We start from the raw sequence: 24,303 nt of genomic DNA, 5'->3' as shown, positions 1-24,303 counted from the left end.
AATGAAAATAGTAGTAATAGGGGCAACCTCTGCGATTGCGCATGAGACAACCAAGTGTTTTGCCAGGGAGGGCGCCGAGCTCTTCCTGGTTGCGCGCTCTGCTGATAAGCTTGAGACAATAGCTGCCGATCTACGCGTGCGCGGAGCTCAACAGGTCGAGACCTTTGCGCTCGATGTCAATGAGCTTGAGCGCCACCAGGAGCTGTTCGATGCGGCGCTTAGCGCGCTGGGTGAGCTTGATCTGCTCTTTATCTCCTATGGAACGCTCGGCGATCAGCGCAAGTGTGAGCTGAGCGTCGATGAAACAATGAAAGAGCTCACGACTAATTTCACAAGCGTTATCTCTTTATTGACGCTAGCTGCCAACTATTTTGAGCGACGCAGGCGCGGAAAGATCGTGGTGGTCTCCTCTGTGGCTGGAGATCGTGGGCGGGGCAGCAATTATGTCTATGGAACCGCCAAGGGTGCCGTGAGTATCTTCTTGCAGGGCCTGCGCAATCGGATGCACAAAGTTGGTGTCTCGGTCCTGACGGTGAAGCCAGGCTTTGTGGATACGCCAATGACGGCGGCAGTGCGCAAGGGGCCATTGTTTGCTAAGCCGCGCGTGGTAGGTGAGGGAATCTATGCGGCAATCAAAAAGGGCAAAGAGGTTGTCTATCTGCCCTGGTTCTGGAGCCCGATCATGTTTGTCGTGAAGAGCATCCCGGAGCGCGTCTTTAAGCGTCTCTCGCTTTAGCGCTTCTTAATTAATCTAAATGGCCGGTTTGTAGCATATACAACCGGCCATTATTTTTTAGGCTGACTTTTAGCGTGAGCGCGAATAAACGACGAATAGGATGAGCCCGATAATCACTAGCAAAACGCCGGCGCCACCCAGAACAAAGAGTAGGAGCGAAGAGGGACCACCGCTACTGGAAGCCGAGCTATTGCTGCTGGCGGTGGCTGTCGCGGTGGCATCGGCCATATTTGGCGTTGGCGAGGCTGCTACCGTGGGTGAGGCTGCCGCGGTTGGAGTGGCTGTGCTCTGCCCTATGGTAATATTTTGCGAGGCCTGCGTTCCCTGTTCGTTGGCAGCACTGGCCTGGACCGTGTAGGTCTGGGCCTGGAGACCTGCGGGAATAGTTATGGTCATGCTAAAATTGCCGTTATTATCGGAGTTGACGCTCTGCGTAATCGCTGCGTTGGTCCCATTACCAACTGTGACGTTGACTTGCTGCGGTGGAAGCCAGTTTGCTCCGGTGATAGTTACCTGATCACCAGGGGCAGCCGTGCTCGGCGAAACGTTAAGGCTTACGGGCTGAGCGACTGTGAAGGTATTCATTGAGACTGCTTTATGCCCATTGCCATCGCCAGGTCCCACCACGCATATGTAGTAAGGCGTAGAAGGCGTCGCAGCGTTCGTGGGCCAGGTGGTATCAACCTGAAATTCGCCGTTAGTAATCTGCACATCAGGATTGGTATCCAGTGGCTTTAGCGAGCTTGAGAGCCCGGAGCCGCTGCTGCACTTCTCTGGATTTGGCGTTGTGTAGAGTCGGGCATCGCCGTCATCGGCAAAGTTCGTGCCCTTAATCTGTATCTTAGTGCCGGGATGGCCTACGGCAACGTTGTTAATAAGTGGCGAGGTGATAAGGACCTGTGCGTCCTGTGCTGCGCGTGCAACCGGTGCTGGAGCAATAAATAAGATGGAGCCTGCTACACAGCAAAATAAGATGAAAAAATATGCAGCATATCTTTTGAACATGATATAATTCTCCCAGAATGGCAAATCGTTCTATAAACATATACGGTGTGGGTCTGCGGCATGTAACGATAACTGAACTTTTTAATAGATTTCTTATATCTGTGGGTATGCCTGCGAGGTAAAAAGGCTTAGCGGGTACGCTGCCGCAAGGCCTCGTACAGGGCTATACTCCCCGCAACTGCGGCATTTAACGAATTGATATAGCCCTGCATTGGCAGTTTAATCAGCAGATCACAATGTTCGCGCACCAAACGGCTAATTCCCTTGCCCTCGTTGCCCACTACAAGCGCCAATGGACCGGTAAGATCTGCCTTAGTATACAGCGTTTGAGCCTCTCCAGCCAATCCTACAACCCAAATGTTCTGTTTTTTGAGCCCCTCAATAGTTCGGGTGAGGTTTGTCTCCTGGGCGATAAGAAGATGTTCTGTGGCTCCTGCCGAGGTTTTTACAACCGTAGCATTGATTTCTGCCGCGCGGTGAGCTGGAATGATAGCCCCATGCACACCTGCGGCCTCGGCTGTTCTTAGCAATGAGCCAAGGTTATTCACATCCTGGATGGCATCAAGGATGAGTAAGAAGGGCGCCTCGTTTTTGCTGCTAGCCAGCTGTATGATGTCTGTAACATCGACGTAGGTGCGCTCTTCTACCAGCGCTATGCATCCCTGATGGACGGCTCCCCGGCTGAGCTGATCAAGGCGTGAGCGCGGGACTGTTTCTATGGGGATGTGCAGTTGTTCGGCCGCCTGGGTGATAGCTTTGATTGCCGGGGCTGTATGCTGTCCTTCGGCCAGAAGAATGCGTTTGACTTGCCGTACTGAGTGTAATGTCTCTAAGATGGGGTTGCGTCCCCAGATATATTCTGCCATGCTCACCATTCCGCCTACTTTTTCTCCAAGTATACGCGATAGGTCAACCCGGGCTGGCATACTAGTAGAGAAGCCCGGAGAGGGAGCTCTCCGGGCGTGACCGCCTAGCTAAATGACTCGCCTTGCCAAAGCAGTTGCATCTCGACTGAGGTGGCAAGCAAGTGCTCAAGGGAGCCACAAGCTTCCAAGCGACCCTCTTTGAGAACGAGGATCTGATCGGCGCGCTGCAGGAGGCTGCGACGATGGGAGACGACCAGGTAGGTGCGCCCGGGCTGCTGCAGGAGGCGCTGCCAGAGGAGCTGCTCGGTATGGACATCAAGGGCGCTGGAGAGATCGTCGAAAACGAGCAGATCGGCGGGACGTACCAGCATGCGGGCGGCAGCGGTGCGCTGAGCCTGCCCGCCGGAGAGCTTGAGGCCCCGGGTGCCGATGGCAGTGGCTAAGCCCTGAGGGAGTTGAGCCAGGTCCTCGTCGAGCACGGCAGCTTGCAGAGCTGAGGAGAGGGCAGCGGCATCAGCAGGCAGGCCCAGCAGAATGTTCTCTTGCAGGCTCTCGCTAAAGAGGTGGGGGACCTGAGGGGTGTAGGCGCTGTGAGGAGGGACAAAGAAGCTGGCGGGATCAGAGACGGGCTGAGCATTCCAGAGGATGGAGCCGGCATCTTTGGGCAGCAAGCCGAGCAGGACCTGCAGCAGGGTGGTTTTGCCAGAGCCGATGCGCCCGGTGATCACGGTGAGGGAGCCGGCCTGCAGGCGCAAGCTGATCTGGCTGATGCCCCGACCGCTCTCGGGATGGCGATAGCTCAGTCCCTTTACCTCTAGTTCTTGCAAACGTTCCTGTGGAACTGCCGCAGGCAATGTTTGCTCCGGCAGCTTGCCACTGAGGTAAAGCGGCTTGTGCGCTACCAGTTCGTGTGGCGGCGCGCCCTGTAGTAATGTCTCCATGCGTTGAAATGCTACCCTGGTCTGGGCATAGTGAGCCAGGAAGACACCTAGAGATTGTGTGAACTCGGCAACCAGGCCCAGGTAGTAGATGAAAGCTGCAAGATCTCCAATGCCTAATTGACCTGTGCGTATAGATTGGGCGGCAAGGAGCAGAATAGCCCCTGTGCCTAAACCTACGGTATTTTCAAAAGTTGAGCTTAGCAGTTGTTCTAGTACACGGTCTTTCAGCATAGCCACGCGCCTGCGCTCATTAAGACCCTGGAAGTGCTCAACAATGCGAGGCTCGGCAGTGGCGACTTTGATAGCCTGAACCGTACGAAAGATCTCGCCAATGGCACCGGTAACCTGGCCGGTTGCTTCCCGACTGGCTGTGCGATACTTTTCGAGCCGCTTGCTCAAGGCCTGCGCTGCACCAACTACGCAGGCTAGAGGCAGAAAGACCAGCAGCGTAATAGTAACGTTGATGCGCAGCAGAATAATGAGAGCTGTCAACGAGAAGAACGCCATGCCGATCTGGTCGAGGGTCCAGCTAATAGCATCTTCGACCTGCTCGGCATCATCGCGAAAGCGGCTGATCGCTTCACCGGGCGAGCAAGGGACAGCGCGCGCTCCTGGCCTTTGCAAGATGCGTTCGAGGAGATTGTGCCGTAGTAGACCGCTTATTGAGAAGCGATGAAGAATATCCACCAATGCTCCGAAGATGATGAGAACTACGCGTCCTAGTGCCGTCATAACGAGGAGGACGATCAGGAGCCACAAGCTGTTATTGAGCCCATGAGCTCTGGGTAGCTGGTTGAAGAGCTCCTGGGCGAGCAAGCCAGGAATCGCTAGCGAGAGATGGATGCTGAACCATAAGAGCGCATTGGCAATATAGAGCCAGGGCCTGTAGCGAATCATGCTCCAAAGATAGCTTCGTAACTTCATATAGCCATAATTCCTTTCATTCGGCTGTTTCTTCGCTTGATGGCGTGAACTTGATAGCCTGGCTATCAGAACGTTGGTGGGAAGCGTGGAGAGCCGGGATAGTCTGACCCGCGTCTTCCATACCTATCTTTAGCAAATGCGAGAAACGCGAAGCTGGATCGCTGGCCAGGGCGCGTCTTTCTCCGTGCTCGCTAATGCGTCCATCTTCCAGAATGAGAATCTCATCGGCCCGCTGGATGGTCGAAAGGCGATGGGCAATCACGATTCCTGTGCGCCCGGCAAGTAGCCTGTCCACAGCCCGCTCGATCAGATGTTCAGTGGCCGGATCGAGACGTGAGGAAGCTTCATCGAGAATAACCAGGCCGGGATTGGCAAGAAAAACGCGCGTGAAAGCTAGCAATTGCGCTTCGCCTGCTGAGAGCCCTTCGCCTTCAGCCCCAAGCTCGGTATCCAGGCCCAGCGGAAGCGCACGACACCAGCTTGCCAGGCCCAGCTCTTCCAGAGTCGCCATAATCTGCGCGTCGCTGATCGAACTGTCGAAAAAAGTGAGATTATCGCGCACTGAGGCGTGGAAGAGCTGTACATCTTGCGTGACCATGCCAATCTATTTGCGCAGCGCGCGCAGACGCAGCTTATTAATCGGGACGTCGCCAAGCAGAAGCTGGCCCTCCTGGATATCATAGAAGCGTAAAAGCAGGCGCGATGCTTGATTTGCCACTGCCGGTCCTACCAAGCAAGCCAAGCGCCTTGCCGGCTGCGAGCTGAAAGTTCAGGTCGTGCAACACTGGCTCATCAGGCGTATAGCCGAACGACACAGCGCGAAACTCAACTGAGAGTGCGCCAGCTGGTAGCGCCAGGCCTTCTTTGTCCTGAATAGCAGGCTGAGTCTGGAGCAGTTGCTGAACGCGCTGAATACCTGCTCCGGCCTGTTGGAGCGCCTGTAGCTGCGTGCGAACCTGTTCCAAAGGCTCTGTAAGCAGATTGATGTAGTAGAAGATGATATAGGTTGTTCCAATCGTAATGACGCCGTGGCTCCATAGGTATGCCCCCAGGACGAAAGCCAGCGCATTGCCAATTGCGAAGATAAGCAAGGTGGACATCCACATTGAATATCCTGCCAGGCTGGACTTGCGCGTGATAGGGAGCCAGGCGCGCAATAATTTATAGAAGCGCAGCATCACATACTGCGTTGCTCCGTTGGCGCGCAGGTCCTCGGTGCTAGAAAGCTGCTCGCTCAAAAAGCCAAAAAATTCGGCATTTTTCTGCCGCTGCTCCTGCCAGTAGTGCTGTGCGTAGGCCCATAAGCGGTTGAGAATGAGGAGTGCGAGGAGCGAGAAGACGGCCATGAGCAGGCCAACACGCCAATCGGTAAAGAAGGAAAGCCCAATAATCCCTACAATGAGCAGTATGTTACCGAGCAGGTGAATAATGGCCTGCGAGAAGAAATTGGAGAGCGCGTCCACATCGCCGTCAATACGTTCTATCAGCTCGCCGGCCGTATGCGACTTGTGGAAGTCCATATCCAGGTTGAGGCAATGAGCTACAAGATCGGTACGCAGCTGGTTTGTGGCCGTCCAGGCCACGTTCTCGCTAACATAGGTTGCCCAGATCGAAATGGCTTGATTGGCCAGGGCAATGCCGACAAAGAGTCCTCCGGCTAGGAATAGAGCATTTAAGCTACCTTCATTGCTGGCTGTATCAATGAAGTAACGTATAATTTGCGGGTTGGCAAGCTGAAGGCCGATCCCTGTTAAGAGCAGTATTGTCATTAGCAAGGTGCGTTGCCACTGTGGCTTAAGGTAGGTGATAAGAAAATCGCGATAGGAAGACAATGGCACTTTGGGCGTTTGCTGCGCCGAGACCATATTTTATGAATCCTTTCTCTTTCTTGCCGTTGCTTGAGCTTTTTTGCGTTGCTTCCTCTGGTCTTTTGCCACCAACAAACTCTCAACAAAAAGTGAAAATGTAAGGCTCGTGCCATAGGGAGTCTGCGGACACGAGTTATCATTGAACGGACCAGAGTTATAGAGATGTCTTTATGGGGAGGTGGAGATCTACAAGCAGCAAGACAATCTCGGGATAGGCTACACCCGTGGGAATATATGAGGGAGAAGCTACAGTTGGCCTGGTAGGGCCATCTGATAGCGTAGCAGCGCTGAGCGAGAAGTGCTACCTAACGATCTTCACAGAGCAGACCCATAGAGAAGGTTGATCCGAAGATTGGGTGCATATGCCATGCTACCTTTGTTGTCTGCATTAAACTATGCATAGGGTTCCCTTTCTACAAGTATATGATCAAGAGTACCATAAGCCAAGCCTGAAAGCAAGGGTAGGTGCGCCCCAGGCGCAATTTAACTATGAGGTAGCCAGATATTTGCTAGGGATATCTGGAAGGTGTGTATGGAGTCCCACCAGGGGCTCCATACACTGCTGAGCGCAAATCTAAGCGGCAAACTCTAGTCTAGCTTGCCTTGCCAGAGCAGTTGCATCTCGACTGAGGTGGCAAGCAAGTGCTCAAGGGAGCCACAAGCTTCCAGGCAACCCTCCTTGAGAACGAGGATCTGATCGGCGCGCTGCAAGAGGCTGCGACGATGGGAGACGACCAGGTAGCTGCGCCCTGGCTGCTGCAGGAGGCGCTGCCAGAGGAGCTGCTCGGTATGGACATCAAGGGTGCTGGAGAGATCGTCGAAAACGAGCAGATCGGCGGGACGTACCAGCATGCGGGCGGCAGCGGTGCGCTGAGCCTGCCCGCCGGAGAGCTTGAGGCCCCGGGTGCCGATGGCAGTGGCTAAGCCCTGAGGGAGTTGAGCCAGGTCCTCGTCGAGCACGGCAGCTTGCAGAGCTGAGGAGAGGGCAGCGGCATCAGCAGGCAGGCCCAGCAGAATGTTCTCTTGCAGGCTCTCGCTAAAGAGGTGAGGGACCTGAGGAGTGTAGGCGCTGTGAGGAGGGACAAAGAAGCTGGCGGGATCGAGGACGGGCTGAGCATTCCAGAGGATGGAGCCGGCATCTTTGGGCAGCAAGCCGAGCAGGACCTGTAGCAGGGTGGTTTTGCCGGCGCCGATGCGTCCGGTGATGACGGTGAGGGAGCCGGCCTGCAGGCGCAAGCTGATCTGGCTGATGCCCCGACCGCTCTCGGGATGGCGATAGCTCAGTCCCTTTACTTCTAATGTCTCAAGAGGCTGCAGCTCTGCCTTATTGTCTACAGTGAACTCGGGAAGCGTGCCTTGTAGATAGAGTGGATGGTGCTCAACTAGCTTGCTTTGAGGAGCCTGGCGCAGGAGAGAGGTCAGGCGCTCTATGGATACCTGCGTTTGTGTGAACTGAGCAAGCAAGGTGCCGAAGAACAGTACAAGATCACCCATCGAGCCCAGATAGGAGACGAAGATGGCAATATCGCCAGGTCCTAGCCGTGTCATGCTTTGCGAAACAGCAAGCAGGATCAAGATAAAACCTACCCCGACATCCACGGTATTGCTAAAGAGAGCATTGGTCGTGCTGGTTAGTACGGCGTCTTTGACCATAAAGGCGAGCCGTTTCTGGTTCAAGCCGTCAAAGTGAGCGAGAATGTGCCTCTCAGCCCCAGCCACCTGAATAGCCTGCACAGCGCCGAATATTTCTCCAATAGCTCCCGTCAAATTTGCGGTTGCGCTGCGGCTGACCTGACGATAGCGGGATAGGCGTTCCTTCAAGCTCTGGATAATAGCGATGATGGCAAGAAAGGGCAGAAAGACCAGCAAGGTTATTTCTGCATTGATGCGCAACAGGATGATGAAGGCCACGATAGCAAAGAAAACCTGGCCCAGAACCGTGCGTAATAGCGAGAGCAGATCCCTACAAGCCTGGGTATCGTCGCGAAAGTAGCTGATTGTCTCTCCTGCCGCTCTGGCATAGGTACCCGGCCTCTCAAGAATATGCATAAAGAGATTGCGTTGCTGTAATCCTACGATGGAGAAAGAATGCAGAACTTGTGCGCGGGCGAGCAACTGGCTAATGCCTCCACGCAAGAGAGCCGACAGCGGCAGAACGGCGATCCAGAGCCAGGCCGTGACAGTCATCTGGTGCTGCTCGGCCAGGGCATTAAAGAAATTTTGCAAAACAAGCCCGAAGATTAGCCGCGTAGCATAGAAGATAAAAGGCATGGGTAAGGTGAGCGCGAACAGCCAGAAGCGATAGCCAGTCAAGCGCCGGATGTAGCGATAGCCTTTCATGCGAGAGCCTCCTCTAAGCCTGTCGTGAGCAAGTGTGCGAAGCGCGAGGCAGGATCACCGGCTAGCTCTAGCCTGTTTCCATATTCAAGGACGTGTCCATCCTCGATAATCGCTATAGCGTCGGCGCGCTTGATCGTAGAGAGACGATGAGCAATGACGATTGCTGTGCGCCCTGTAAATAACTTATCTATCGCCCGTTCAATAGCGCGTTCTGTAGAAGGATCGAGCCGCGAGGAGGCTTCATCGAGAATAACCAGGTCAGGCTCGCTGAGAAAGACGCGGGCGAAGGCTAGCAGCTGCGCTTCACCTGCTGAGAGCCCTTCGCCCTCCGGCCCAAGCTGGCTTGCTAAGCCATCCGGGAGCGTCTGTAGCCAGCTGGCCAGCCCGACCTCTTCCAGAGCGGCTATAATGCGGCTATCGGGGATGGCATGATTAAAAAAGGTGAGATTATCGCGCACGCTGGCGCGGAATAATTGCACATCCTGCGTAACCATCCCAATGCGCCGGCGCAACTCATGCAGCCGGGTCATCTGTATCGGTACTGCGCTAAGGCAAATCTGGCCTTCCTGCACATCGTAGAGCCTGAAGAGCAAGCGCGCGAGAGTCGTTTTGCCACTGCCCGTGCGCCCCAGCACGCCCAATACTTTCTGGGGCTGTATAGCTAACGATATGTCGCGAATTACCGGCAGCTCAGGCTCATAGCCGAAAGAAACGTGTTCAAACGCCACCGAGAGCGCTCCCGGTGGAAGCTGCCTGTCTGCCTCAGCCGTCAGTGAGCTTGTCGTGCTGAGAAGTTCCTGGATGCGCTGTAGACTTGCCTGAGCCTGCTGTAGATCCTGCAACTGTCTTTGAATCTGGTTGACTGGACCCGACAGCAGATTGGTGTAGGAAAACATCAAATAGATAGTGCCGATGGTGGCCAGACCCCTGCTCCATAAGTAAGTACCTGATAGGACTGTCAGTACGCAGCCAAAGACGAAAATGATCAGCGAGGTATTGCCCATCGCAATGCTTGTCAGGTCGGCCTTGCGCGTAATCTGCCACCACTGGCGTAGAAGTGCATAAAAACGCTGCATCGTATAACCTACGGCTCCGTTGGCGCGTAGATCTTCGGTCCCGGTCAGGCGCTCACTAAGAAAGCCATAAAACTCGGCGCTCATTTGCCGTAGCTTCACAAAGAGCGGGATGATACGGCGCTGCATCTGGCTCAATATGAGCAAGGCCACGGCTGTAAACAGGCTCAGAACCAGGCCAGCTCGCCAGTCGATGGTGAAGAAAAGGATCAGTATGCCTAGCATCAGAACAACATTGCTGAGCAAATTGACAACTAACTGAGAAAAGAAGTTTGAAAGCATATCCACATCGCCGTCGATGCGCTCGATGAGCTCACCGATCGTGTGGGCTTTGTGAAAGGCCAGATCAAGGCTTAGACAGTGAGCCACAAGATCGTGGCGGAGGTGATTGGTTGCTGTCCAGGCCACGCTCTGACTGAGATAAGCCGAAGAGGTTGTTATGCCTTGATTGAGCAATGCTACTATGACGAAGAGCAGGCCAGCAGCGAGAAGATAGATAGTTGCACCTCTCGCGATAGCAGTATCGATAAAGTAACGCAGTATCTGCGGCTTGAGCAATTGCAGGCCAATGCCACCCAGGAGCGAAAGGGTCATTAATAAGGTCCTTCGCCATTGAGGCTTGAGATAGTGTGCAAAAAGTTCCATATACCGTTTAGGCGATGGTTTCATGCGGACTCCTTGAGGTAGTAGGAAAGAACACATTAAGCTCTACAGTAATTTGAAGGGGCTTTGATAGTATATCTGAAAAAATGCGGAAAAATATCGGTATTATGGCTGATGTGTAATATCTGGGTTTTTGGGGTATTCTAGGATGAATGGAAGGTAAACGTGCTTATATAGCCTCGTACTATCCGAGCTAGTTCGAAAGCCTTGAAAGCCTTCGTTGTAAATCCTCTAGCTTGCGCCTCTAACAGCCTTATTTGGTCTTTCCGGCAGACATCTTTCTTAGCGCCTCCTTTGGCAAAACCGCCTCTGTAGTGCCGCTGAGGGAGAATATATTAGTCAAATGCTCTTTACATGAACAAAATTTTGTATATACTGCTATCAAATCGGATTATGTGGTAAACGTGGAAGGGAGATGTGAATTCATGCAATCTTGCAGAGTATCCGGTTGGATCGCTATTGTCTTAATGCTTGGTGGTGGGCTCCTGGGGCTGGGCCTGGATTTTTTATGGGTGGGTTTTTTCCCTCTCTTGCTTGTCTTAATCGGGCTAAGTGGCCTGTATACTCAGCAAAGAACGCAGCTGAGTAGAATGATGCACATAAGCATCGTCCTTATCATGCTGGGAATAATTCTTGATATTATCGAAAGAATTCTGTTTCGTGTGCTGCCCTTTGACGTTGTTGTGTTCTTCCTTAGCTATGATCCACCGCATAATTATGCGGCACTGTGGACTTTTGCGGTCATCAGATTTCCCCAAATTATCGGTATGACCTTGCTGGGCATACAGGTTTATCGAACACGCTTCTTACCCGGCTGGTGTGCGATCTGGCTGGTGGTTGGCGGTCTTAGCTATCTTGTCTTGCTCGTCTTTCTCTGTATTGGCGGAATGATCACGGCGAGCTCAAGTGGCATCCTGGTGCTGCTCTTTGGGGCAAGCTGGGTCTCTCTGGGTATTGCGCTGCATAAAACGAGGAAGCAGGAACCTGTAGTCCTGACGCCTTCTGAGATAGTTGCCGAGAGCGAGGGCTGATATCGTCCCATCGGCACTTATGAGCGGGATCGTGCGGGCTAGCGCTGCGCAAGTGAACTTTCTCCTGACAAGTGCAGAGCGCTCGCTAGTCTGGCGACAGTTTGGGGAGAAGCCGTATAGATCATGACTTTAAGATCGGGATTGCCTGGCACCTGCAGCCTTAAATGCTCGAAATTCAGATTCCCTAGAAGCGAGTGTCGGATCTCTTTATAGCCGTCAAGGGTATCGCTTACATCGTGCTGAGGCCACCATTGGCGAAATTCTTCACTTATGCGCTGTAGATCGGCAATGAGCTCAGCAAACCAGGGGTCGCCAGGGTAGCGCCCGCTATCGGCGCGAAACTGGGCTATAATGCTCCGGGCTACCTCTTCCCAGTCGTCGTGCTGGCGTAGCTCTTTTCTGTTGAAGAACCACCAGAGCATATTGCGTGAGTACGGAGGAGGCGTGGCACTGAGCTTAAAGAGGTAGTCGGCGGCTTTGTTCCAGGTCAGCAGATCCCAGCGTCGCCCCATGACATAGGCCGGGTGCGGGTCCAGGGATAGTATGGCCTGCTGCATGATCGGGTTGATCTGTTCTTCTAGCCCTGTAGGCTGGGCCGGGACGTATTGAAGGGCCAGCAAAAAGAGATGTTGGCGTTCGGCCGACGTCAGGCGCAAGGCCTGAGCCAGGCTTTCCAGAACTTGCTCTGAAGGATGCACGTCGCGCCCCTGCTCCATGAGGGTGTACCAGGAAGTACCGATGTTGGCAAGCTGCGCAACTTCCTCGCGACGCAATCCGCGCGTACGGCGGCGTATACCTGGTGGTAGACCAACAGCTTGCGGCGAAAGGCGTTCTCGCCTGGTGCGCAAAAAGTTGGCAAGCGCTTTGCGGCGTTCGCTATCATTCATTCCATCAACACCTCGTCTTGAGATTGGCATCCCTTGAGCAGTATTGTCTCTGTACTATCTTAGCTCTGCTACTAATGCTGCTTATATAGAGTAGCATTACCTGGCAATAAGAATCTATAGGCCTGAGAAAAGGCAATAAATAAAGCCAGGACTGGCAAAACTTATTGCGCGTCCTGGCCTTTTTCTACCAGCTTAAAGTCAACTGAAACCAGTGCCTGGTCAGACGTTGTGTGGCGAGTGCGCCGCCATTATGTAAAGCTTGACAGAACACTATTGGCAGCCATGGAATGCGGCATGAATGCCAAAGGGCTGCAGAATAGCCATCAGGGCCTTTGTAATAATGCTTGTGCAAGGGAAGAGGGGTTCTGGCTGCGCGGTTTGTGTGCTTCCAGGAGCCCCATTACCAGAAGTAGCACCAGAAGGCGTACTAGCCGGCGTGGTAGATGTATTCCCTGCTGGCGCTGTGCTCGTGTTAGAGCCGTTAGGCGTACCGGTTGAACCATTAGGCGTGTTGGCTGAAGGTGCTCCAGTATCTGAGCTCGTACTCATCGACATGCTACTCGATGCAGACGTACCATTGCTCGTTGTCATGTTGCCTGTGGGAAGCTTACATCCCGAGTAGGTAGCAGTTGCGCCAAACATCTGTAGGATTTCGGATACAATACTTTCGATGAGTGAGCAAGGGCTTTGCGTAGCTGTCGTGCCAGAAGGGGTAGTTTGCGAAGGGGTAGTCGTTGTTGGCGCACCTGACGAACCGGGACTTCCAGTCTGATGCGCGCTCACCGGTGCTGCCAATGTGCCCCACATGATAAGTGCCAATACCACTGGAACACTGCGCAAGGCAATCCTTAGCCTCTTATCGCTCATTTTTTTCTCCTCTGTGCCATATAAGCATAGCTTATCAATAGGAAATAAAGCGTTTCATTCTGCAGGCCAGATATTTGCAAGATAGGAAACACTTGCCTTTCTAGCCTTCCACTAATTTACTTACCTATAATATATTTTTCTCCTCCTCTATTATAGGACGAAAACCGGGGCCATGTGGTTTCGCGGCAAGAATGGTATTACTTTTATGGGGTATGTTATGTCAAGGAACAATTGCCAAATCTAAAGTTATAGTAGATTAGCTTCCGTGAAGCTATTTCAGGCAAAACAGGTCCTATCTTTTCCCCTTATAAAGTATATTTTACACGGTAAATATGAGAATAGCAGAGAAAAATTCTTAAAGTGAAAAAGATATAAGAAGGCGTGAGAGGTTCTTCTCCCATGAGGCCGCGCACTCCAGCCTGGGCAGGCCCGCTCAATTTCCTGCTCTATGCCGGAGTGCTGCTTGTTATTGTCCTGGTTATACAGGAACTTCTTCATCTATTGCTGAGCAGGAAGCGCGATAGACAGCTGATTGTTCAGCGCTGCTCCTATCGTCTTCTTGCTCGAATTTCTCAATCGTTGCCTATAAGGCCACCAGCTCGCTCAAGGCACGATCGAGGATCTGCTTTAGACGGGCCGGATGGGGTCCTACCACGCGACTAACCTCTTTGCCGTCTCTAAAAAGAATAAGTGTTGGCATGGCCTGAACGCGCAAGGCGATAGGAACGTCTGGCTGCTCATCGACATCCATTTTCGCGAAGCGCAACTTGCCTATATACTCCTCGCTCAGGCGAGCAAAAACAGGCGAGAGCGCATGGCAGGGTGGGCACCACTGCGCTGTGAAATCTACGATCACAGGAAGCGAGGATTGGAGAACCTTTTCCTCGAAATCCTGATCGGTTACATTGAACAAGTTGCTATGCATGTAATCTCCTTGCATCTCAATCGCTCTATTCTGTACACTGTTGAACATGTGCCAGTGAATCTGGCAGGTATCTTGTGTGGCTAGCCTATAATGAAGTGTAGATCTTAAAGTGGACTTTAAGTCAAGCAAGGATTGGAGCCAATGGAAGAATTGACCATCAGCGAAGTTGCGCGCCGAGCCGGTATCCGCCCCTCAGCCATACGGTATTATGAAAGTGTCAGTCTATTGCCATGCGCCAGGCGCGTCAGTGGGCGCAGGCGCTATGATAGCAGCATATTGCAGCGCCTGGCCTTCATCCAGGTTGCTCAGCAAGCCGGCTTTACTGTCGCCGAGATACGCAAGATCTTTGATAGCACAGAAGAAACTACTCCCCTGGCCGAACGCTGGCAATTGCTCGCCCAGCGTAAACTCGTTGCGGTTGACCAACTTATCCAACAGGCTCATACCATGAAAGGCTTGCTGGAACAGGGCTTACGTTGCCGCTGCAAGGATCTCGAAGAATGCATTGATTGCGTCTTAATGAATTGCAATGGACCAAACTATGCGCAAAAATAACCTTGACACGTCTTCCTTTGACCCCTATTATGGGGAACAGTAAGAGGTCATACTTGTAGTAAAGTCGTAATAATCAAATAATAGTTTTGAATTTTATGTCAAATACAAATAGCAGCACACTGACTATGTATGTGGAGAGAGCCCGCAAGGTGCTCCAGCACGAGCAGCGTACAAACCATCAAGATCAGGCCATCAAACCGGGTGGCATGGAAGTGTTTATTGCGCATTGGACCAATGAGGCAAGTATTCTGTGTAAGAATGCAGGCCTGGATATGACGCCTATCCAGCGCTTTAGCGAGCACTTTGCAGGCTATCATGCTCAAGATCCCCGGCAACGAGCCAGCAATCTGCGTGCTGCCCTGACGATTCTTAACGAACTGGATGTTGGGGAGCCAACGCGCCCGGCAAGTGAACCTAAAAGAGCTCAGGCTCCGCTGCGCAGTGAGCCGCCGGCAAGAGCCGTCGCGCCTGCCGCTGAGGCAAAAACGTCGCCGCTAAGCACCCGAGCCGCGCCTGCCAGGCGTTCGACTGCCGTCTCGCACAAGGCGGCCCCGGAGCGCGCTGCACCTGCTCCAGGCGAGTCTGCTAACAAAGCCCAGAAGCAGCAAGTAGAAAATCCCATCCCTCTGGAGACTGGCATGTCGCCGGGTCATACCACCCTGACGCTCCTAAGCGCTGACGTGACGGCCATCAAGGGGGTTGGCCCTACCCTGGCAACTCGTTTGCACCATCTGGGCATCCGCACGATACGCGATTTGCTCTTTTATTTCCCGCGCGAGCATCGAGATTATAGCAAGCTTGAGAAGATTGCTAACTTGCCCTTCAATGAGCTGGTAACTACCATGGGCTTGATCTGGGAAGTGAGCACGCGCCGGACCAGCGGTGGTCGGACAATCACTGTGGCCACAATTTCCGATGAGACCGGCAAGCTCAACGTCTCCTGGTTTAACCAATCCTATCTGCAGAAGCAGTTGCTGGCGGCCAAGGGCTCCTATCTTGTCGTCACGGGTATGAAGCAGCGCTTCGGCAACAAAGTTGAATTTTCTGTGCGCAGTCATGAGCTGCCCGAGCAGGGCGATCTCGTCAATACTGGGCGTTTGGTGCCTGTCTATGCCTTGACGGAAGGGCTGAGCGCCAAGGCCTTGCGTCGAATCACCAAATGGGCGGTTGATCAGCATGCCGCACGCGTTCCCGAATATCTGCCTGGCTCAATACGATCAGCCGGCCAACTGCTCACGCTGCCCGAAGCCATTGCTCAGATCCATTATCCTGAGAACGAGAAGATGCGCCTGGCCGCCCGGCGCCGCCTAGCATTTGATGAGCTATTCTTGATCCAGCTTGGCATGCAGGAGCGGCGCATGCGCTGGCAATACGAGGCTCCCCAGGGCAATGCGTTTTCTATCGATGCCAGCAAAATCTTTATGCAGCCGCCTGCCGAATTTGCCCTTGAGCATGCCGCAGAGCCGGAGCCAGAAACTATGATGCCGGCTCCTACTCTCTGGTCAGTTAGCACGAGCAAGAAGCCCTTTGAGGCTACCTTGCCCTTCGCTTTCACGCAAGCGCAGCAGCGGGTTATCTGCGAGATCTGCGCCGATCTTGCCAAAAGCCGGCCGATGAGCCGTCTCTTACAGGGAGACGTGGGCGCTGGCAAAACTGCGGTTGCGGCGGCAGCTCTCTTTGTGGCAACTCTCAACGGCTATCAGGGAGCGATCATGGCGCCGACCGAACTGCTGGCTGAGCAGCATGCGCGCAGCATTAGCGCTATGCTAGAGCCGTTTGGCATTCAAACTGTTCTGCTCACGGGTAGTATGCGGGCACGTGAACGGGCTATGGGGCGGGCGGCCCTGGAAAATGGTCAGGCGGCGGTGGCGATTGGGACGCATGCCTTGATTCAGGAGGATGTCAACTTTTATAAGCTGGGCCTGGTCATTATCGATGAACAGCACCGCTTTGGCGTAGAGCAGCGCGACGCCCTGCGCCAAAAAGGTTACCACCCACATATGCTGGTCATGACGGCTACACCTATCCCCAGAACGCTGGCCCTCACTCTCTATGGTGACCTGGATATCTCCATCATCGATCAGTTACCGCCAGGGCGCCAGAAGATTATCACGCGTTGGCGTAGTGGTCCGCGGCGCAATGAATCCTACCAAACCATCGCCCAACAGATTGAGGAGGGGCGCCAGGCCTTTATTATCTGTCCCTTGATTGAAGAATCGGAGACCTTAGAGGCCAAAGCCGCTACCAGCGAATATGAGCGCTTACAGCGCGAGGTCTTTCCTCAGTATCGGGTGGGATTGCTACATGGGGCTATGAAGGCTGCCGAGAAGGATCTGACCATGCGCCGCTTTCGCGATCAGGAGCTCGATGTTCTCGTCGCTACCTCAGTAATTGAGGTGGGCATCGATATTCCCAATGCTACTGTGATTGCGATTGAGGACGCTGATCGCTTTGGGCTCTCGCAATTGCATCAGTTTCGCGGTCGCGTGGGACGCGGCAAACATCAGTCTTTTTGCTATGTTTTGAGCGCCGATGCGGGCCAGCAGGCTCAGGAACGTCTTGGTGTCTTTCAAGAGACCGATGATGGCTTTCGCCTGGCTGAGGAGGATCTACGCTTGCGAGGACCTGGCGATTTTATTGGCGTACGGCAGAGTGGTATGCCAGAGCTGCGTATGGCCGATCTCAGCGATACGGTGCTGATTGACTTGACGCGCAACCTGGCCGCCAGATTGTGGGCCAGCGATCCCTACTTGCGCAAGCAGGAGCATGCGCCACTGCGGGAACGTATGCATCTCTTCTGGCAAAACTATATGGTCCATTAGTCCACGGTGGAGTATCGGAAGATGGCAGGCTGGCCACAACCCCGCGGCGGGGGTGGCGAAGAAGTTGACGGGGCTGAAATGAAACAGAGAGCGCATGATACCGCCAATTATCATGCGCTCAGCTTTTGAAGGGAGTGTGAGCCGGTTTCTATCCCCGCTTAGGTGCGGTCTGCACCTCATCCTTATCGGCTACTGTATTGATATAGATTTCACAGGCCATTTGCACGGCATCAACATTGCCCACGTGCTCTGCAAGCTCGTCAAGATGGGAACCAACCTGCTCCATACGGGCCCGGATAAAATCGTGACGCGCGGAGCCGGTTGCCAAGCCGCTAAAACCAAGTTTCATCGCCTCGATCTCCTCGGTAATCTGTTGACGCAAACGCGCTATTTCGCTTCCCTGGTTCTTCATACTATTAACCGGCGTTTCGAGGCCGCTAGAGCACGACCGCCCGTTCGCTGGCAGGATACGGGCAAGAACGCCGCCTCTCCTTTCTCTGCTCGCTATAATTACTTGCAATAGCGTATCGCCATCTATGTTTATATCCATTTTTGGCTAGTATTAAAAGATCATACATATATAAAAGTATCATGTAGTTATATCGGCAATTTGCTAGCATAATCTGTTTTATTGAGCTTACATTCATATCTTATCCCGTTTTATAATGCTGTATGGGCATTGTGGTGAAGGCAGGAAGCAGGCTTTTGCCGTGCCACAGGGGCCGATGGAGGGTCGGAACGCAGGAACCTCCTGGCCCCTATATTCTCTCCCGACACTTGTGTATATATGCTATAATAGGAACGTGTAGTCTATTTGGTGCGTGCCTTATCATAATCCTCATAGTTATGCTATATCTTCTTTAGCAAGCAATGAACTCAAGTGCATGACCAGTACGTAATAGATTGCCAGATGATAAGTCAGGATTGACTTAATGGTGATAATAGATGTATAAACAACTCATGTTGCTCGGTCTGCTTTTAGAGAAGCCCATGTATGGGCAACAGATCCGGGAAGTAATTGAGAATCATCACGATTTCTTAGCCAACCATATTAAAAAGCCGACAATTTACTACCAGCTTGAACGGCTCGCTAGCGATGGCTATCTGGAGATACGCCACGAATCTGTGGAGGCGCCTGGACCAGGCGCAGCTCATGATGATATCGCGTTGCGCGAGCGCGAAGTCTACTATATTACCGATGCGGGACGGCAGTATTTTTATAAGCTTCTGCGTAAGATGCTCAGTACCTATACGCCCGCCCTGGACGAAGTGGATGCCAGCATCTTCTTTCTGAATCATCTTTCTCCGGAAGAAGCTTGCACCCTACTCACAGAGCGCTATAATTTAGTTATGAGCCATCGTAATATGGTAATCAAGCAAATGGAAGGTCATCATAACATTGACAAGGCACATCAGCTTGTTAATGAACATAAGCTTACGCTATTTGATGCTGAGCTGCACTGGCTGCAAAATACCATTGCCCACCTCCGCTCTCCATCAGCCGCGCCTGCCGGCGAATAGCATCATAGCTGGCAATGCTGGCTTTTTTGCGCATATTAAGTCAATCCTGACTTAACGGGAGTAAAGCATAATGGATAAAAAAGGACGATCACCATTACTCTTGATGGCCCTGACAATCCTTATCGACTTTACGGGTTTCGGGCTGATCATTCCGTTGCTGCCCTTCTGGGCTGAGCGCCTGGGTGCCAATGCTGTAGAGATTGGACTGATCACAACTGTGTACGCGGTTGCTCAGTTTATTTTTACACCTGTCCTTGGGGCTTTTTCGGATCGTTATGGGCGTAAACCTGTGATTGTCGTTTCTTTGTTGATAGAAGTGATTGCTTTGATCGCTACGGCCCTCTCTACCTCGCTGCCTCTCTTGTTGATCGCGCGTTTTATTGGTGGCTTGGGAGCCTCAAATATTGGTTCGGCCCAGGCTGTGGTTTCCGATGTAACAGGACCACAGGATCGAGCTAAAGGTATGGGCTTTATTGGTGCCTCCATCGGCTTAGGCTTTGTGATTGGACCGGCTTTAGGGGGCTTGCTGGCCCCGCTTGGTCTTACCATCCCATTCTGGATCGCCGCCGGCGTTGCGGTCTTGAACGCCTTTCTGGTGCTGCTCTTGCTCCCAGAGACGCATAAAAGTTCCGAGCAGCAAGAGACCCAGGCCACACATGCCCATCCGCTCAGCCTGTTTTTTTCAAGCTGGCAGCGCGCCTGGAAGCATCCGGCGGTTATCCAACTTGTCGTTGTCAATCTACTCTATACGATTGCTTTCACTGGTATGGAGACAGTCTTCCCGCTCTTTACCCAGCATATCTTTGGCTGGACAGCCGTCCAAAACGGCTATATATTCACCTACATAGGCATTCTTGTTGTCATCATGCAGGGCGGCTTAGTTGGACGCCTGGTGAAGCGCTGGAACGAGCGGCGCGTCATGCTTGCGGGCCTGGTCTTGCTCGGTGCGGGTCTGCTTTTGCTGGCTTTCAGCAGTCAACTGGCTTCGGTGCTGGTTACCGTTGGCCTGTTGAGCGTAGGGGATGGCGCCGTGACTCCCACGGTCTCTACGCTGCTCTCATTTGCCAGCCCGGCCAATCTGCAGGGGGAAACGCTGGGATTGGCCCAGGGAATTGGCGGATTGGGGCGTATCATCGGACCTTTAATAGCAGGAAGCGCATATACCTTCGCAGGCCCAGGAAGTCCCCTGATTGCAGGTGGTATACTGGCAGTAATTGCCATCCTTATAGCCTTCCCTGCCCTACAGAAAACAGCGCCTGAGAAGGCAAAACGAGAAATTGTCGCGACAAGAGCTCATTCTGGCTTCAACGAGAAGCCGTGAGAATAGATAGCTGTACTGACACGACCTGTTCATAAAAGGAGCATTTTTCATGGTTGTAAGAGTGACCACTATGGTATTGCGTATCGCTGCACTCCTGGCACTTATCCTTGGTATTCTCTTCTGGGTGAATCTCCTGGGAGGTGGCTTAGTGATGGTACATATGTTGTTGGGTCTGATTGTAACGCTGGCCGTCTGGATTCTGGGTGGGGTCATGCTGGCCAATAAAAACATTGGTCTGGGCCTTGGCGCCATTGTTCTGGGCCTGATCGTTCTTATCCTGGGCATGACTCAGCGAACATTGCTGATTGGTAGTATGCACTGGCTGATCCAGGTTATTCATCTGCTCCTTGGGCTGGGAGCCATCGGGATCGGCGAAGCGATTGCCGCTCGCTACAAGCGCGAGAGTGCCCAGGCAGTTCAATCAGTGCGCTCATAGAGCAATATCTTAAGCGCATACAACCGTCCTGCAGGCCTGAACCTGGTTGGCAGGGCGGTTTTTGCTGACTGCCTGCCCGCCTTGCCTTTACCTGAGAGGGCAGAACGAGCATTGGGGAGCCCTGGGACTCGTCAGAAGTAGCTATTGCCGAAAGTGCCTCGATATGGTTTAATGAATATAGCTATCAGTTAATCACGGAAGCAAAAACCAGTATTTCATGATCTCACCAAGGGGGTTGAGCGTGAGCTACGAGAAGCAGCGCATTGCCGTATATCCAGGAAGTTTTGATCCACCGACCAATGGCCATCTTGATATTGCCCGGAGAGCGGCAAGGCTTTTCGATACCCTGGTCGTCGCCGTCTATGCCTTTCCCGCCAAGAACCTGCTCTTCTCAGTCGAAGAGCGTATGGAACTGTGGCGAGAAGTCATCAAAGCTGAAGAGCTGACCAACATCCGCGTGGAACACTTTTCCACTCTGGCTGTCGAGTTTGTGCATTCGGTAGGCGGTGTCGCTATTATCAAAGGATTACGCTCGCCCAATGATTTTGAAGCTGAGTTTCAGCAGGGATTGATGAATCGTAAACTGGCGCCCGAGGTCGAAACCATCTGCCTGCTTACGAATCTAGAGAACCTTTTTGTAAGTTCATCCCTGCTCAAAGAAGTGGCGCGCCTGGGTGGCAACGTCAAAGACATGCTCCCGGAGCCAGTCATACAAGCCTTAAAGCATAAAAACGGCCTGTAACGCCTTGCAGGTATGTAGTATCTACGCAGATCGCCGCGTCCAGGGGAACGCAAAGGCGTGGTAAGGAGGAAAGGCAACACGTGGATATACTCTATCTTGTAGACCGCCTGGAGAACCTCATCGCCGGTAGTCGGAAAATGCCCCTGATGAATCAAATCATGATCAAGGAGAGCGATATCCTGAATATTATTGACCAGATGCGCACGTCTATCCCCGACGAAATCAAGCAGGCGCGGCGCATTATTCAGGAGAAGGAACGCATCCTTGCCCAGGCTCAAGCAGATGCTTCGGCCCTCTTAACGCGTGCCCGCGAAGAGACAGAGCGCGCTATTAACCGGGAGGGCCTGTTGCGGGCGGCTGAAGAACGCTCAAAAGAGATGGTACAGCAGGCCGACGAGCACGCCGCAGAGCTTGTGCGCATGGCCGAAGAGCGGACGGCGCAAATGCAGAACGATGCCGATTCCTACGCTATGGAGACCTTACGTAACCTGCGCGAACATCTGCTCAGCGTAGAGACCGAGGTGAGCCGCACAATTCTCAGCATTGAAAGAGGGCTGGAAAGCCTTGAAGAGCAGGATGTTGAAGAGATAGAAGAAGAGATGGAGGAGGCAGAGGAAGAGATGGAAGAAGAGAATGCAGAAATCCACAGGGTGCCCCGACGCGCTTCACTGGCAACCGATACCATGGGTGGTCCTATGTATCAGTAGGACTTGACACCCTTCTATGCCTTGTCTATAATGAGCACGCGCCAGTTAGTGCATAGGGATACTTTACCTTACGCCATAATCTATTTTACCAGCAAGAGATTCATTGTGTAATGGAAAGGAAAGTGATTCCATGATTTTTAATGTGGCGCAGCTTTTGAAGTCTCCTGTGGGGACCTCAATTGAAGCAGACATTGACGCGCAAGACGTCCAACTTGACGAGGATCTTAAGATTACCAGGCCTCTGAGCGGCCACGCGCGCATGCGCCGAATCAATCAGGGCTTGCTGGTAGATGGTTGGGTAGATGTGACGCTTAAGCTCACATGTACGCGCTGCCTTAAGGAATTTGAGCAGCCAATGCATGTAGCCTTTGAGGAACGTTTCAATCCGACAGTCGATGTGTTGACAGGGGCATCCCTTCCTCCTATAGAGGAAGATGATGTCTTCCCTATTGATGAACATCATCAGTTAGATCTCACGGAAGCGGTACGACAACAGGTACTGCTGAATATACCAATGGTGACGCTGTGCAAAGAAGATTGCGCAGGTCTATGTGCTCAGTGCGGCAAAGATCTCAATCTTGGTCCTTGTGAGTGCGAGCCAGAAGTTGATATGCGTATGAGTGTGCTCAAGACCCTATGGCAAAATCAGGCACAGTCATAATGCACGCATACAAAGTAAGAACACATACGGTGGAATAGGAGCAATATTCTTATGGGTGCTTTACCAAAACAGCGCATCTCTCGTGCTCGTCAGGGCGAGCGGCGCGCCCATCATCATCTAGATATACCGAAACTTGTCGCTTGTCCACAGTGCAGACAGCCTCGCCTGTCCCATCATGCTTGCCCGAACTGCGGCACCTATCGTGGACGCCAGGTTTTCTTGCCCAAGGCTAATAAGTAATGTAGTAGGCGGCACTGAGCTCTTGACTTTGAAGATATCTCAAACAGCCGCCTCTTTGTTCTCTTAAAGAAGTGATTAGCATGACGACACAAGTCGCCTTTCTTTTCCCAGGGCAAGGGAGCCAGGCCGTAGGTATGGGCGCCGATGTTTTCGAGGCATCAGCGGCAGCCAGACGCGTCTTTGAAGCCGTTGATGAGGCGCTTGGTTTCTCTCTTAGCACGCTCTGTTTTCAAGGCCCTGAAGATACGTTACGTGCAACGATTAACGCACAGCCAGCTATTGTAACCGTCAGTCTTGCCTTCCTAGCTGCGTTTCAAGAAGCCCTCTCTGCCCATGATTCAGCCTGGTCATCGCCCCTGGCCCCCGCTTATACGGCCGGACATAGCGTAGGTGAATATACAGCACTTGTCGCCTCCGGGGCTATGGAGTTGAAAGATGCGGCCCTGCTCGTACGCGAGCGCGGTCGTTTGATGGAGCATGAAGGAACAGTCTGTCCCAGTGGCATGGCCGCTGTGATAGGCATGGATGCAGAGGTATTGCAGGAGGTTTGCCAGCAAGCTAGCGAGCAGGCTCAGGCAGAGCTTGCCAGCGCGCCTGGCCATCCCGGGTTGGGAAAGGTAGTGATTGCCAACTACAATGCTCCCGGACAGATTGTCATCTCGGGCGAAAAACGAGCTCTGGAACTGGCCTCAGACCTGGCCCGGACGCGAGGCGCTAAACGCGTAATCCCGCTCTCCGTCAGCGGAGCCTTCCATTCGCCGGTCATGCAACCGGCAGCTGATCAGATGGTCCAGGTATTGGCCACAGCTAACTTACATGATGCTACTATCCCGCTTATCAGTAATATAACTGCAGCCCCTCTTCTGCACGCCGAATCGTTTCGTCCTGAACTTGCCCAACAAGTCGCTACCTCTGTACAGTGGGTGCGCAGTATAGAATATCTTGTTGCAGCAGGCGTAACGATGTTTATTGAGATTGGCCCCGGGCAAGCCTTGACCGGCATGATCAAGCGTATCGCCAGAGGCACGCGTACGCTCAATATCGGTACTGTGGCAGATCTGGAAAAGGCTGTAGCACTTGTTCGTGAACTGAATATAGTACTATAGTATATTTAGTGGAGCGAAGGTTACAAACCAGTTATAGTCAATATGACCTGGTAATGCAGGCTCGCA

23 protein-coding genes are annotated in these 24,303 nt (G+C 52.9%); 12 read left to right on the top strand and 11 right to left on the bottom strand.

Going from position 1 to position 24,303, the window contains the following annotated elements:
• Position 1 precedes the first annotated feature (1 nt).
• The gene (locus tag EPA93_RS25710; protein WP_129890244.1) at positions 2-736 is read left to right on the top strand and encodes an SDR family oxidoreductase; all 735 of its coding nucleotides are present in this window, start codon (positions 2-4) and stop codon (positions 734-736) included.
• A 69-nt stretch (positions 737-805) separates the two neighbouring features.
• Here EPA93_RS25710 and EPA93_RS25705 read toward each other — a convergent pair whose 3' ends face one another.
• The 7 genes from EPA93_RS25705 to EPA93_RS25680 form a co-directional block, all read right to left on the bottom strand.
• Positions 806-1,741 carry an IPT/TIG domain-containing protein gene (locus EPA93_RS25705; protein WP_129890243.1) on the bottom strand — a complete coding sequence of 312 codons (936 nt, stop codon included), beginning with the start codon at positions 1,739-1,741 and terminating at the stop codon, positions 806-808.
• A gap of 128 nt (positions 1,742-1,869) precedes the next feature.
• Positions 1,870-2,607: a 23S rRNA (guanosine(2251)-2'-O)-methyltransferase RlmB gene (gene rlmB, locus EPA93_RS25700; protein ID WP_129890242.1), complete on the bottom strand. Its 738-nt coding sequence runs from the start codon at positions 2,605-2,607 to the stop codon at positions 1,870-1,872.
• A gap of 104 nt (positions 2,608-2,711) precedes the next feature.
• Complete coding sequence (locus tag EPA93_RS25695) at positions 2,712-4,472, bottom strand: ABC transporter ATP-binding protein (protein WP_129890241.1); 1,761 nt, start codon at positions 4,470-4,472, stop codon at positions 2,712-2,714.
• A gap of 16 nt (positions 4,473-4,488) precedes the next feature.
• Entirely contained in the window at positions 4,489-5,070 is a 582-nt protein-coding gene (locus EPA93_RS49955) for an ATP-binding cassette domain-containing protein (RefSeq protein ID WP_242527143.1), read from the bottom strand.
• Between the two features lie 79 nt (positions 5,071-5,149).
• On the bottom strand, positions 5,150-6,337 hold the full coding sequence (locus EPA93_RS49950) for an ABC transporter transmembrane domain-containing protein (RefSeq protein ID WP_242527142.1): 1,188 nt from the start codon (positions 6,335-6,337) through the stop codon (positions 5,150-5,152).
• Positions 6,338-6,928: 591 nt separating this feature from the next.
• Positions 6,929-8,680 carry an ATP-binding cassette domain-containing protein gene (locus EPA93_RS25685; RefSeq protein ID WP_129890240.1) on the bottom strand — a complete coding sequence of 584 codons (1,752 nt, stop codon included), beginning with the start codon at positions 8,678-8,680 and terminating at the stop codon, positions 6,929-6,931.
• The gene (locus tag EPA93_RS25680) at positions 8,677-10,422 is read right to left on the bottom strand and encodes an ABC transporter ATP-binding protein (RefSeq protein ID WP_129890239.1); all 1,746 of its coding nucleotides are present in this window, start codon (positions 10,420-10,422) and stop codon (positions 8,677-8,679) included. Before EPA93_RS25680 ends, EPA93_RS25685 begins: the two co-directional genes overlap by 4 nt.
• A 419-nt stretch (positions 10,423-10,841) precedes the next feature.
• Between EPA93_RS25680 and EPA93_RS25675 the strand changes: the two genes are divergently transcribed.
• A complete protein-coding gene (locus tag EPA93_RS25675; RefSeq protein ID WP_129890238.1) occupies positions 10,842-11,447 on the top strand; it encodes a hypothetical protein in 606 nt (201 codons plus the stop codon).
• A gap of 38 nt (positions 11,448-11,485) precedes the next feature.
• Here EPA93_RS25675 and EPA93_RS25670 read toward each other — a convergent pair whose 3' ends face one another.
• From EPA93_RS25670 to trxA, 3 genes are all read right to left on the bottom strand, one after another.
• On the bottom strand, positions 11,486-12,334 hold the full coding sequence (locus EPA93_RS25670; RefSeq protein WP_129890237.1) for a helix-turn-helix transcriptional regulator: 849 nt from the start codon (positions 12,332-12,334) through the stop codon (positions 11,486-11,488).
• A gap of 270 nt (positions 12,335-12,604) precedes the next feature.
• Positions 12,605-13,201: a hypothetical protein gene (locus tag EPA93_RS25665; RefSeq protein ID WP_129890236.1), complete on the bottom strand. Its 597-nt coding sequence runs from the start codon at positions 13,199-13,201 to the stop codon at positions 12,605-12,607.
• A 583-nt stretch (positions 13,202-13,784) separates the two neighbouring features.
• Positions 13,785-14,126 (bottom strand): thioredoxin, encoded by a 342-nt coding sequence (gene trxA / locus EPA93_RS25660; RefSeq protein WP_242527141.1) that lies wholly within the window; start codon positions 14,124-14,126, stop codon positions 13,785-13,787.
• 141 nt (positions 14,127-14,267) lie between these two features.
• Between trxA and EPA93_RS25655 the strand changes: the two genes are divergently transcribed.
• Entirely contained in the window at positions 14,268-14,681 is a 414-nt protein-coding gene (locus EPA93_RS25655; protein WP_129890234.1) for a MerR family transcriptional regulator, read from the top strand.
• 125 nt (positions 14,682-14,806) lie between these two features.
• The gene (gene recG, locus EPA93_RS25650; protein WP_165423390.1) at positions 14,807-17,503 is read left to right on the top strand and encodes an ATP-dependent DNA helicase RecG; all 2,697 of its coding nucleotides are present in this window, start codon (positions 14,807-14,809) and stop codon (positions 17,501-17,503) included.
• Positions 17,504-17,651: 148 nt separating this feature from the next.
• Here recG and EPA93_RS25645 read toward each other — a convergent pair whose 3' ends face one another.
• The gene (locus tag EPA93_RS25645; RefSeq protein WP_129890232.1) at positions 17,652-18,053 is read right to left on the bottom strand and encodes a hypothetical protein; all 402 of its coding nucleotides are present in this window, start codon (positions 18,051-18,053) and stop codon (positions 17,652-17,654) included.
• A 395-nt stretch (positions 18,054-18,448) separates the two neighbouring features.
• Between EPA93_RS25645 and EPA93_RS25640 the strand changes: the two genes are divergently transcribed.
• The 8 genes from EPA93_RS25640 to fabD all read left to right on the top strand — a co-directional run bounded on the left by EPA93_RS25640 (position 18,449) and on the right by fabD (position 24,237).
• On the top strand, positions 18,449-19,024 hold the full coding sequence (locus tag EPA93_RS25640; protein ID WP_129890231.1) for a PadR family transcriptional regulator: 576 nt from the start codon (positions 18,449-18,451) through the stop codon (positions 19,022-19,024).
• A 70-nt stretch (positions 19,025-19,094) separates the two neighbouring features.
• Complete coding sequence (locus EPA93_RS25635) at positions 19,095-20,345, top strand: MFS transporter (protein WP_129890230.1); 1,251 nt, start codon at positions 19,095-19,097, stop codon at positions 20,343-20,345.
• 49 nt (positions 20,346-20,394) lie between these two features.
• Complete coding sequence (locus EPA93_RS25630; protein ID WP_129890229.1) at positions 20,395-20,781, top strand: hypothetical protein; 387 nt, start codon at positions 20,395-20,397, stop codon at positions 20,779-20,781.
• A 241-nt stretch (positions 20,782-21,022) separates the two neighbouring features.
• Positions 21,023-21,523, top strand: a complete 501-nt coding sequence (gene coaD, locus EPA93_RS25625) for a pantetheine-phosphate adenylyltransferase (RefSeq protein ID WP_242527140.1) — start codon at positions 21,023-21,025, stop codon at positions 21,521-21,523.
• Positions 21,524-21,603: 80 nt separating this feature from the next.
• A complete protein-coding gene (locus tag EPA93_RS25620; protein ID WP_129890227.1) occupies positions 21,604-22,230 on the top strand; it encodes a hypothetical protein in 627 nt (208 codons plus the stop codon).
• A 130-nt stretch (positions 22,231-22,360) separates the two neighbouring features.
• On the top strand, positions 22,361-22,891 hold the full coding sequence (locus EPA93_RS25615; protein ID WP_129890226.1) for a YceD family protein: 531 nt from the start codon (positions 22,361-22,363) through the stop codon (positions 22,889-22,891).
• A 51-nt stretch (positions 22,892-22,942) separates the two neighbouring features.
• Complete coding sequence (rpmF, locus tag EPA93_RS25610) at positions 22,943-23,131, top strand: 50S ribosomal protein L32 (RefSeq protein WP_129890225.1); 189 nt, start codon at positions 22,943-22,945, stop codon at positions 23,129-23,131.
• 80 nt (positions 23,132-23,211) lie between these two features.
• Entirely contained in the window at positions 23,212-24,237 is a 1,026-nt protein-coding gene (fabD, locus tag EPA93_RS25605; protein WP_129890224.1) for an ACP S-malonyltransferase, read from the top strand.
• The last annotated feature ends 66 nt before the right edge of the window (positions 24,238-24,303 follow it).

The organism is Ktedonosporobacter rubrisoli (assembly GCF_004208415.1).
Classification (GTDB): domain Bacteria; phylum Chloroflexota; class Ktedonobacteria; order Ktedonobacterales; family Ktedonobacteraceae; genus Ktedonosporobacter; species Ktedonosporobacter rubrisoli.
This window is presented reverse-complemented; position numbering and strand designations above follow the sequence as displayed.

Coding starts and splice junctions, on each gene's coding strand:
- recG (WP_165423390.1), top strand. CDS start 14,807: ATGTATGTGGAGAGAGCCCGCAAGGTGCTCCAGCACGAGCAGCGTACA.
- EPA93_RS25665 (WP_129890236.1), bottom strand. CDS start 13,201: ATGAGCGATAAGAGGCTAAGGATTGCCTTGCGCAGTGTTCCAGTGGTA.
- EPA93_RS25710 (WP_129890244.1), top strand. CDS start 2: ATGAAAATAGTAGTAATAGGGGCAACCTCTGCGATTGCGCATGAGACA.
- EPA93_RS25640 (WP_129890231.1), top strand. CDS start 18,449: ATGTATAAACAACTCATGTTGCTCGGTCTGCTTTTAGAGAAGCCCATG.
- EPA93_RS25675 (WP_129890238.1), top strand. CDS start 10,842: ATGCAATCTTGCAGAGTATCCGGTTGGATCGCTATTGTCTTAATGCTT.
- EPA93_RS25670 (WP_129890237.1), bottom strand. CDS start 12,334: ATGAATGATAGCGAACGCCGCAAAGCGCTTGCCAACTTTTTGCGCACC.
- EPA93_RS25685 (WP_129890240.1), bottom strand. CDS start 8,680: ATGAAAGGCTATCGCTACATCCGGCGCTTGACTGGCTATCGCTTCTGG.
- EPA93_RS25705 (WP_129890243.1), bottom strand. CDS start 1,741: ATGTTCAAAAGATATGCTGCATATTTTTTCATCTTATTTTGCTGTGTA.
- EPA93_RS25655 (WP_129890234.1), top strand. CDS start 14,268: ATGGAAGAATTGACCATCAGCGAAGTTGCGCGCCGAGCCGGTATCCGC.
- EPA93_RS49955 (WP_242527143.1), bottom strand. CDS start 5,070: ATGGTCACGCAAGATGTACAGCTCTTCCACGCCTCAGTGCGCGATAAT.
- trxA (WP_242527141.1), bottom strand. CDS start 14,126: ATGCATAGCAACTTGTTCAATGTAACCGATCAGGATTTCGAGGAAAAG.
- EPA93_RS25615 (WP_129890226.1), top strand. CDS start 22,361: ATGATTTTTAATGTGGCGCAGCTTTTGAAGTCTCCTGTGGGGACCTCA.
- EPA93_RS25630 (WP_129890229.1), top strand. CDS start 20,395: ATGGTTGTAAGAGTGACCACTATGGTATTGCGTATCGCTGCACTCCTG.
- EPA93_RS25635 (WP_129890230.1), top strand. CDS start 19,095: ATGGATAAAAAAGGACGATCACCATTACTCTTGATGGCCCTGACAATC.
- EPA93_RS25695 (WP_129890241.1), bottom strand. CDS start 4,472: ATGAAGTTACGAAGCTATCTTTGGAGCATGATTCGCTACAGGCCCTGG.
- fabD (WP_129890224.1), top strand. CDS start 23,212: ATGACGACACAAGTCGCCTTTCTTTTCCCAGGGCAAGGGAGCCAGGCC.
- rlmB (WP_129890242.1), bottom strand. CDS start 2,607: ATGGCAGAATATATCTGGGGACGCAACCCCATCTTAGAGACATTACAC.
- EPA93_RS25645 (WP_129890232.1), bottom strand. CDS start 18,053: ATGGATATAAACATAGATGGCGATACGCTATTGCAAGTAATTATAGCG.
- rpmF (WP_129890225.1), top strand. CDS start 22,943: ATGGGTGCTTTACCAAAACAGCGCATCTCTCGTGCTCGTCAGGGCGAG.
- EPA93_RS49950 (WP_242527142.1), bottom strand. CDS start 6,337: ATGGTCTCGGCGCAGCAAACGCCCAAAGTGCCATTGTCTTCCTATCGC.
- EPA93_RS25680 (WP_129890239.1), bottom strand. CDS start 10,422: ATGAAACCATCGCCTAAACGGTATATGGAACTTTTTGCACACTATCTC.